The organism is Mycobacterium sp. IS-836 (assembly GCF_001954275.1).
Lineage (GTDB): Bacteria > Actinomycetota > Actinomycetes > Mycobacteriales > Mycobacteriaceae > Mycobacterium.
Window position 1 is genome coordinate 1 of record NZ_MBEU01000048.1, and the last position, 610, is coordinate 610.

Sequence of the window (610 nt, forward strand, 5' to 3'; positions counted from 1 at the left end):
GGACCGGAACCGCCTCGACAACCTGACAACGCTCGTCACCGGAGGCGAGGCCTGCCCGGGAGGTTTGGTGGCGGCCTGGGCGCCGGGCCGGCGGATGTTCAACGCCTACGGTCCGACCGAGACCACCATCTGGGCTACCTGTGCGCCGCTGACGGCGGGACAGCCGGTGAATATCGGCGCCCCCGTTGCCGGGGTGTACGCGCTGGTGCTCGACACGCGGCTGAACCCCGTGCCGGTCGGGGTGGTCGGCGAGTTATACGTCGGTGGGCCGGCGCTGGCGCGCGGCTACGTGGGCCGGGTGGGATTGACCGCGGAACGGTTTGTGGCCAACCCCTTTGCCGGCGCGGGAGCGCCCGGAGCACGCATGTATCGCACCGGGGATCTGGTGCGCTGGACCGCCGCCGGTGCCCTGCAGTATCTGGGCCGCGCCGATGCCCAGGTCAAACTGCGCGGGCAACGCATCGAGCTGGGCGAAATCGAAAGCACCCTGCTGGCCTGCCCACAGGTCACCCAGGCCGCCGCCGCGGTGCACGAGGCCGCCACCAAACCTCCCGGGCAGGCCTCGCCTCCGGTGACGAGCGTTGTCAGGTTGTCGAGGCGGTTGCGATCC

1 protein-coding gene is annotated in these 610 nt (G+C 71.1%); it reads left to right on the forward strand.

Annotated elements, in window-relative coordinates; translation table 11 throughout:
* Positions 1 to 610 (forward strand): AMP-binding protein (locus A5747_RS13180; RefSeq protein ID WP_142245574.1); only part of this gene is annotated, 610 nt, incomplete at both ends.